Raw genomic sequence first — 9,173 nt, forward strand, 5'->3', positions numbered from 1 at the left:
CCGAAGCGCCGGCCTGCCCTTTTGTGCGCCGACGCCGAACACCTACGAGGACACCATGAAGACCCGCGCCGCCGTCGCCTTCGAGGCCAAGAAACCGCTCGAGATCGTCGAGGTGGACCTGGAGGGGCCCAAGGCCTTCGAGGTACTGGTGGAGATCAAGGCGACGGGGATCTGCCACACCGACGCCTACACCCTGGACGGGCTGGATTCGGAGGGCATCTTCCCATCCATCCTCGGCCACGAGGGGGCCGGCGTGGTGCTGGAGGTGGGCCCCGGGGTGACCAGCGTGCAGCCGGGCGACCACGTGATCCCGCTCTACACGCCCGAATGCCGCCAGTGCAAAAGCTGCCTGTCGCGCAAGACCAACCTCTGCACCGCGATCCGCGCCACCCAGGGCAAGGGGATGATGCCCGACGGCACCAGCCGCTTCTCCTACAAGGGCCAGCAGATCGCCCACTACATGGGCTGCTCGACCTTCGCCAACCACACGGTGCTGCCCGAGATCGCCCTGGCCAAGATCCGCGACGACGCCCCGTTCGACAAGGCCTGCTACATCGGCTGCGGGGTGACCACGGGCGTCGGCGCGGTGGTCAATACGGCCGGAGTCGAGCCAGGCGCCAATGTGGTGGTCTTCGGCCTGGGCGGCATCGGGCTCAATGTCATCCAGGGCGCCAGGATGGTCGGCGCGGGCATGATCGTGGGCGTCGACATCAATCCCGACCGCGAAGAGTGGGGCCGCCGGTTCGGCATGACCCACTTCGTCAATCCCAAGACCCTGGACGGCGACGTGGTCGCCCATCTGGTGGCGCTGACCGACGGCGGGGCGGACTACACCTTCGACTGCACCGGCAACACCACGGTGATGCGCCAGGCCCTGGAGGCCTGCCATCGCGGCTGGGGCGAGAGCATCATCATCGGGGTGGCCGAGGCCGGCAAGGAGATCGCCACCCGGCCGTTCCAGTTGGTCACCGGCCGCGTCTGGAAGGGCACCGCCTTCGGCGGCGCGCGGGGCCGCACCGACGTGCCGAAGATCGTCGACTGGTACATGGACGGCAAGATCCAGATCGACCCGATGATCACCCACGTCATGCCGCTGGAAGACATCAACCGGGCCTTCGAGCTGATGCACGCCGGCGAGAGCATCCGCAGCGTGGTGGTGTTCTGACGCCCGAAATCCGCCGGCCGTAACTCCCGCGTAACGGGGTGGCGTTTTTCGGCATCAGCTCATGCCTTTTTTGAATGATACCGGTGTCAAAGGTAAAATCCTCTGCTAATGATACCGGTGTCAGGCTCATTTGAGCGAGTCTGGCAGGCAGGTCCTAGCCGCGCGATGACGTGGCGGGACCGGGAAACGGGAGGGAACCCATGTCGACGCCGTTCGGAATCACGACTTCGCGCGCCTTGCGCCTGACCAGCGCCTCGGCCGTCGCGCTGGCCGCGGCGCTCGGCGCATCGGCGGCCCAGGCCCAGGACAAGGACGAAACGGTCGAGGAGATCGTCGTCACCGGCTTCCGCGCCAGCCTGGCCAGCGCCATCTCGGTCAAGAAGGCCGAGAACGACATCGTCGACGTCATCAACGCCGAGGACATCGCCGACTTCCCCGACCTGAACCTGGCTGAATCCCTGCAGCGGATCCCAGGCGTCGCCATCGATCGCGACGGGGGCGAGGGCCGCTCGATCACCGTACGCGGGCTCTCCAACGACTTCACCCGGGTGCGGGTCAACGGCCTGGAGGCCCTGGCCACCACCGGGGGCAAGGACGGCTCCGGCGGCGCCAACCGCGGCCGCGGTTTCGACTTCCAGATCTTCGCCTCGGAACTGTTCAACCGCATCACGGTGCGCAAGTCGCAGTCGGCCGAGACCGAGGAAGGCTCGCTGGGCGCCACGGTCGACCTCTCGACCGCCAAGCCCTTCGACTATGACGGCTTCAACATGGCCGCCGCCGCCCAGTACGGCTACAACGACCTCTCCAAGGAATACGACCCGCGGGCCACGTTCCTGGTCAGCGACACCTGGTTCGACGGCAAGCTGGGCGCGCTGTTCTCCCTGGCCTACGCCACCCGCAACACCCTGGAGGAGGGCTCCTCCACCGGTCGTTGGGAGAGCCCAGGGACACCCGGCAACTCCTCGGGCTGCTTCCAGACGCCCGGCCCCTGCAATGTCCCCGTCGGGACCTATTCCGCCACCAATTCGTCCTGGCACCCGCGCATCCCGCGCTACGGCCGCCTGACCTATGACTGGGAACGGATGGGCGCGACCCTGGCGGTCCAGTTCCGGCCCACCGACTCCACCACCGTCACCTTCGACGGCCTGCTGGCCATCCTCGACGGGACCCGCAAGGAGAACTATCTCGAGGTCATCTCCTTCAGCCGCGCCGGCCAGGGCAATCCCCAGACCGACGTGCGCAACCCGACCTTCGACTCACGCGGCCACCTCACCACGGCCAGCTTCGACGACGTCGATATCCGCACCGAGGACCGCTACGACGAGTTGTCGACCGAGTTCAACCAGGCCTCGATCTCGATCGCCCACGAGTTCAATGACCGCTTCCGCGCGACCCTGATCTACGGCCGGTCCAAGTCGATCCAGCGCAACCCGGTCCAGACCACGATCTCGTTCGACCGCTACGACAGCGACAACTATTCCTATGACTACACCGACCAGAAGCTGCCGGTGTTCAACTACGGCTTCGACGTCACCAACCCTGCCAACTGGACGTTCGGCACGACCAATGCGGTGGGCGACGCCTCGCTGATCCGCATGCGGCCGAACAAGAGCATCAACACGCTCGAGAACGTCCGGCTCGACCTGGCCTTCGATGTCAATGACAGCATCAAGCTGAAGGGCGGCCTGCTCTTCAAGGACTACAATTTCGACACCAAGGAGCGTCGCCGGTTCGTGATCGGCGGCGTGACCGAGGGCGCCGTGCCGCTGCCGGCCGGCATCACCCTGGCCAGCCTCTCCAAGATGGTCACCGGCTTCGGGCACAATCTCGACCTGCCGGCTGGCGGAACGCCGACCTCGTGGCTGTCGCCGGACCTTGAGAAGGTGGCCACGGCGCTCGGCATCAACTGCGACTGCGTCAACCAGTACGGCGACTTCCGCCTGTCGGCCAACAACCAGCGCGGGGCCAACCGTTCCGTGCGGGAGAAGGACCTCTCGCTCTACATCCAGGCCGACTTCGACACCGAGATCGCGGGCATGCCGCTGCGCGGCAATGTCGGCGTGCGCCGGGCCAAGACCGACCAGGTCTCCCGCGGCTTCGTCGGCGCCAACTTCGTCACCGTGGTCCGCGATTATACCGACACCCTGCCGTCGCTGAACCTGGTGCTAGAGCCGCGCGACAACGTTTTCGTTCGCTTCGGCGCCTCCAAGGTGATGTCGCGGCCGCAACTGCCGAACCTGACGCCCGGCGGCGCGATCACCAACGCGGCCCAGACCCTCAACATCGGCAACCCGATGTTGGAGCCGATCCGCGCCACCACCTACGACCTGTCGTTCGAGTGGTATCCCGACTCCGAGACCCAGCTCACCCTGGGCCTGTTCCGAAAGGACCTGGAGAGCTACATCCAGTCGGCCGCCTCGACCATGCCGTTCCGCGAGACCGGCCTGCCGGCGAGCATCCTGTCGAACGGCAACACGCTGGACACGATCTTCACCGTCACCCAGCAGCTCAACACCGACGGCGGCAAGCTGGAAGGCTACGAGATCAGCCTGCAGCGGCCCTTCACCTTCCTGCCCGCGCCGTTCGACAAGTTCGGGGGCATGATCAACTACACCCACGTGACCTCGGACATCGAGTACATCACCAACGCCGCCACGGGTGCGACGGTGACCCAGCCGCTGGTGGGCCTGTCGCCAAGCTCCTGGAACACCACGCTCTACTACGAAGCCGATCGGCTGACCGGACGCGTCTCCGCCTCCTACCGCGAGGGCTATCTGTCGACAGTCCCGGGCGGCAACGGCAACGACGTGCGCGGCAAGCACGAGACGCTCAACATCGACGTGGCCGGGACCTTCAAGCTGACCGACCAGGTGACCTTCACCTTCGAAGGCATCAACCTGACCGACCAGTTCGACGACCGCTGGATCTCGTCGCAGCGCCAAAGTTCGGAAGAGTACGTCCACACCGGCCGCCAGTACTACGTCGGCGTCCGCTACAAGTTCTAGGTCGGAGAGCGGGATGACGGCGGTCACGCGCCGGGGGGCGTTTGGAACCCTCGCGATCGGTGCGGCGACCGCCGCCGTCCCGGCCCTGGCCGCGGGCCCCGCCCCGGAGCCGTGGGCCAAGGGTCCCGAGGGTCAGCGCAAGGCTGACCTGGGGAACGGGCGTTTCCTCAACCCGATCCTGGCCGGCGACCATCCCGATCCTTCGATCCTGAAGGACGGCGCCGACTACTACATGACGTTCTCGACCTTCGACGCCTATCCGGGCCTGGTCATCTGGCGCTCCCGCGACCTGGTGAACTGGACGCCGGTGATGGCGGCCCTGACCACCAATATCGGTTCGGTCTGGGCGCCGGAGCTGATCAAGCACCAGGGCCGGTTCTACATCTACATCCCGGCCCGCTTCCCCGATCGGCGGTCGACCTATGTGATCACCGCCGAGAACATCGAGGGCCCGTGGTCCGAGCCGGTGAATCTCGACCTTCCCAAGCACATCGATCCCGGCCACGCCGTCGGCGAGGATGGCCGGCGTTATCTGTTCCTGTCCGGCGGCGACAGAGTGGCGCTGAGCGACGACGGCCTCTCCACGGTAGGCGCGGTGGAGCACGTCTATGACCCCTGGCGCTATCCGGCGGACTGGGACGTGGAGGGCTTCGCGCCCGAGGGGCCCAAGGTCCTGCGCCGGGGCGACTGGTTCTACATGATCACCGCCGTCGGCGGCACGGCCGGCCCGCCGACCGGCCACATGGTGATCGTGGCGCGGTCCCGCTCGATCCACGGGCCGTGGGAGAACCACCCGGCCAACCCGGTGGTGCGCACCCGCAGCGCCGCCGAGCGATGGTGGTCGCGCGGCCACGCCACCCTGGTCGAGGGGCCGCGCGGCGACTGGTGGATGGTCTATCACGGCTACGAGAACGGCTTCTGGACCCTGGGTCGCCAGTGCCTGCTCGATCCCATCGAATGGACCGCCGACGGTTGGTTCCACGCCAAGGGCGGCGACCTGTCCAAGCCCATCCGCATGCCGGGCGGGGAACGTGTCCCACACGGGATGGCGCTGTCGGACGACTTCTCGACCGACCGCCTGGGCGTGCAGTGGAGCTTCCAAGCGCCTGGGGGCAACGAGACCGCCCGGGTCGTGCGCCGCGACGGCGCCCTGGTGCTGGCGGCCAGCGGGACCTCGCCGCGCGACTCCGCGCCGCTGGTCTGCATCGCCGGCGACCCGGCTTACGAGGTCGAGGTGGAAATCGAGATCGCGCCGGGCGGGACCGCCGGGGTGGTGCTGCACTACGACCGCCAGCTCTATTGCGGCCTGGGCTTCGACGAAAAGGCCTTCGTCACCCACCAGTACGGCCAGGAGCGCGGCCGGCCCGCCAATCCGCACGGCCGCCGCGTGTTCATCCGTATGCGGAACGACCGCCACATCGTCAGCTTCCACACCAGCGGCGACGGCAGGTCCTGGACCAAGTTCGACCGCCAGATGGAGGTCTCCGGCTACCATCACAATGTGCGCGGCGGGTTCCTGGCCCTCCGGCCAGGGCTCTATTCCGCGGGGACCGGGGAGGCTCGGTTCCGCAACTTCACCTATCGCGCCCTGTGAGGCGCCGGGACCTCCTGGCGCTCGGCGCCATACTCGCCGCGACGCCCGCCCTCGGCCGAACGCCGCCGGCCTTCCCCGGAGCCCTGGGCTGGGCGGCGGCCACGCCCGGCGGGCGGGGCGGCGCGATCCTCAAGGTCACGACCCTGGCCGCCGACGGCCCGGGCTCCCTGGCGGAGGCGTTGGCCGTCAAGGGGCCGCGCATCGTGGTGTTCGAGGTGGGCGGGGTGATCGACCTGGGGGCCCGCAGCCTGAAGATTCGCGAGCCGTTCCTGACGCTCGCCGGCCAGACGGCGCCCGCGCCGGGGATCACCCTGATCCGGGGTGGGCTGACAGTCGCCACGCACGACGTGATCATCCGCCACATCCGCATCCGGCCGGGCGAGGCCGGGGCGGCCAAGTTGTCGGGCTGGGAGTGCGACGGCCTCGCCACCGACCGTGCCCGCGACGTGATCGTCGACCACTGCTCGTTCTCCTGGGCGACGGACGAGGGACTGTCGGCGTCCGGACCCCGGTTCGAGGGCGCGACCCCGGACGACTGGCGCGCGGCCACCTCGCACGGCATCACCTTCTCCAACAACATCGTCGCCGAGGGCCTGTCGAACGCCACCCACTCGAAGGGCGAGCATTCCAAGGGCTCCCTGGTCCACGACAACGTCACGGGCGTGCTGATCGTCGGGAACCTCTACGCCCACAACCGCGAGCGCAACCCGCTGTTCAAGGGCGGGGCGCGCGGGGCGGTGGTCAACAACCTGATCTACGACCCCGGCAAGCGGGGCGTTCATTTCAACCTCCATGCCAAGGAATGGGGCGACCATCCCCACCAGCCGGCGCGGTTGGCCCTGGTCGGCAACGTGCTGCGCGCCGGACCCTCGACCGCGGACGGGGTTGCGATGATGATGGTCGGCGGCCAAGGCCCCATCGACCTGCACATGGCCGACAACCTGGCGCTGGACCGCCAAGGCGCGCCCCTGCCGCAGATCGCCAACTTCGGCGGCTCGACCATCGCGCCGACGGTCCTGGCGCGGCCGGCGGATTGGCCGCTGGGCCTGGCCGCGAAGCCTGCGCGCGAGGTCGAGGCGGCGGTCCTGCGAAACGCCGGGGCCCGGCCCTGGGACCGCGACGCCGTCGATGCGCGGATCGTGGCCGAGGTCATCGCCCGCACGGGCGCGATCCGCGACAGCGAGCAGGCCGTGGGCGGCTACCCGGCGCCCGCGCCCACCCGGAGGGTCTTCGACCCAGCGAGCCTGGACGCCTAGTCGGCCTTGGCGACCAGGCGGGCCAGGACCGAGCCTTCGCTCACCTGGTCGCCCACCGAAACGCTGAGCGACTCGACCTCGCCGTCATAGGGGGCGGTCAGCGCGTGCTCCATCTTCATGGCCTCCAGCGTCAGCAGAGCTTGGCCGCGCGTGACTTGGTCGCCGACCGCCACGCTGACAGCGACGACCTTGCCCGGCATGGGCGCGCGGACCCCGCCGTCGCCGGCCGCGTGGGCGGCGTCGGCCACCGGCGGGCGGCGGGTCAGGACGAACACCTCGCCTGCGTCGAACACCACCACCTCGCCGTCGTCGGTGATGAGGACGTTCTCGGTCAGCTCGTCGAGCGCCAGCGACCCGTCCAGGCCCACCCCGTCCAGATAGAGCCGCACGGTGTCGCGGGGCGCCGCATTGGTCCGGAAGCCGGTCAGCTCGCGCCACGGGGAGGCGGGTTCGTTGGTGAGCCGCTCCTCGTCCATGATCACCGCGGTGGCGGCCGCGGCGAGGGCCGATTCCGAGGGCGCCGGCGGGGTGGCCAGGGCCTCCAGACGGGCCTCGATGAAGCCGGTGTCGACGTCGCCCTCGATGAAGTCGGGGTGGTCCAGGCAGCGGGCCAGGAAGCCGGCGTTGGTCTTCACCGGCCAGACCTCGACCTCGCTGCAGGCCTGGGCCAGCAGGTCCGAAGCCCCCTCGCGCGTGGCGGCGTGGGCGATCAGCTTGGCGATCATCGGGTCGTAGAAGGGCGAGACCTCGCCGCCCTCCTCGACACCGGTGTCCACCCGGATCAGGTCGTCGGGCAGGTGGAAGTGCTCCAGCGTCCCGATGGACGGCAGGAAGCCGCCGGCCGGGTTCTCGGCGTAGAGCCTGGCCTCCACCGCGTGGCCGGTGAGCTGGATTTGGTCCTGGGTCAGGGGCAGGGGTTCGCCCGAGGCGACGCGGATCTGCCACTCCACCAGGTCGACGCCGGTGACCGCCTCGGTGACCGGGTGCTCCACCTGCAGGCGGGTGTTCATTTCCATGAACCAGATGCGATCGGGCTTCAGGCCGTCGCTGGCGTCGGCGATGAACTCGACGGTGCCGGCGCCCACATAGCCGACCGCTTGCGCGGCCTTGACGGCGGCGGAGGTGACGGCGGCGCGGGCCGCGTCGCTCATGCCCGGCGCGGGGGCCTCCTCGATGACCTTCTGGTGGCGGCGCTGTAGGGAGCAGTCGCGCTCATAGAGGTGGACGACATTGCCCTGAGAGTCGCCAAACACCTGGACCTCGATGTGCCGGGGACGGGTGACATAGGTCTCCAGCAGCACCCGGTCGTCGCCGAACGAGGCGGCGGCTTCGCGCTTGCACGAGGTGAGCGCGGCGGCGAAGTCCTGGGCCTTCTCGACCTTGCGCATGCCCTTGCCGCCGCCGCCGGCCACGGCCTTGATCAGCACCGGATAGCCGATGCGGTCGGCCTGCGACTTGAGGTGCGCCTCGTCCTGGTTCTCGCCGAGATAGCCCGGCGTCACCGGCACGCCGGCCTTGTCCATCAGCGACTTGGCTGCGTCCTTCATGCCCATGGCGTGGATCGCCGAGGGCGGCGGGCCGATCCAGATCAGGCCCGCGGCGCTCACCGCCTCCGCGAACTCGGCGTTCTCCGACAGGAAGCCGTAGCCGGGATGGATGGCTTCGGCGCCGGTGGCCTTGGCCGCGGCGATGATCTTCTCGCCGACGAGGTAGCTCTCGCGCGCCGCCGCCGGGCCGATCAGCACGGCCTGGTCGGCCTCGCGCACATGGGGCGCGTCGGCGTCGGGCTCGGAATAGACGGCCACGGTGGCGATGCCCATTTCGCGGGCGGTGCGGAAGATCCGGCGGGCGATCTCGCCCCGGTTGGCGACCAGTATGCTCTTGATCATGGTCACATCCGGAAGACGCCGAACCGGGTTTCCGGAATCGGCGCGTTGAGGGCGGCGGAGATGGAGAGGCCGAGCACGTCGCGGGTCTGGGCCGGGTCGATGACCCCGTCGTCCCACAGGCGGGCGGTGGCGAAGTAGGGGTCGCCTTCGGTCTCGTACTTGTCGCGGACCGGGGCCTTGAACGCCTCTTCCTCGGCGGGGGTCCAGGTGGCGGCGTCGCGATGGACGGTGGCCAGGACGCTGGCGGCCTGCTCCCCGCCCATG

6 protein-coding genes are annotated in these 9,173 nt (G+C 69.0%); 4 read left to right on the forward strand and 2 right to left on the reverse strand.

Translation table 11 applies throughout. The features are described from left to right. Positions 1–55 precede the first annotated feature (55 nt). The 4 genes from Q8Q77_RS00315 to Q8Q77_RS00330 all read left to right on the forward strand — a co-directional run bounded on the left by Q8Q77_RS00315 (position 56) and on the right by Q8Q77_RS00330 (position 7,020). Complete coding sequence (locus Q8Q77_RS00315) at positions 56–1,165, forward strand: S-(hydroxymethyl)glutathione dehydrogenase/class III alcohol dehydrogenase (RefSeq protein ID WP_305580012.1); 1,110 nt, start codon at positions 56–58, stop codon at positions 1,163–1,165. Positions 1,166–1,365: 200 nt separating this feature from the next. Next, positions 1,366–4,170: a TonB-dependent receptor gene (locus Q8Q77_RS00320; RefSeq protein WP_305580002.1), complete on the forward strand. Its 2,805-nt coding sequence runs from the start codon at positions 1,366–1,368 to the stop codon at positions 4,168–4,170. Positions 4,171–4,183: 13 nt separating this feature from the next. Further along, the gene (locus Q8Q77_RS00325) at positions 4,184–5,764 is read left to right on the forward strand and encodes a family 43 glycosylhydrolase (RefSeq protein ID WP_305580004.1); all 1,581 of its coding nucleotides are present in this window, start codon (positions 4,184–4,186) and stop codon (positions 5,762–5,764) included. Next, positions 5,761–7,020, forward strand: coding sequence for a polysaccharide lyase family 1 protein (locus tag Q8Q77_RS00330; protein ID WP_305580006.1), 1,260 nt, complete (start codon positions 5,761–5,763; stop codon positions 7,018–7,020). The genes Q8Q77_RS00325 and Q8Q77_RS00330 overlap by 4 nt, the downstream gene beginning before the upstream one ends. Here the strand turns inward: Q8Q77_RS00330 and Q8Q77_RS00335 are convergent. After that, the gene (locus Q8Q77_RS00335) at positions 7,017–8,909 is read right to left on the reverse strand and encodes an acetyl/propionyl/methylcrotonyl-CoA carboxylase subunit alpha (protein WP_305580008.1); all 1,893 of its coding nucleotides are present in this window, start codon (positions 8,907–8,909) and stop codon (positions 7,017–7,019) included. The two genes, Q8Q77_RS00330 and Q8Q77_RS00335, sit on opposite strands and share 4 nt — an antisense overlap. A 2-nt stretch (positions 8,910–8,911) precedes the next feature. Then, positions 8,912–9,173 (reverse strand): carboxyl transferase domain-containing protein (locus Q8Q77_RS00340; protein WP_305580010.1); only part of this gene is annotated, 262 nt, incomplete at its 5' end.

It is taken from the genome of Phenylobacterium sp. (assembly GCF_030698145.1).
GTDB lineage: Bacteria > Pseudomonadota > Alphaproteobacteria > Caulobacterales > Caulobacteraceae > Phenylobacterium.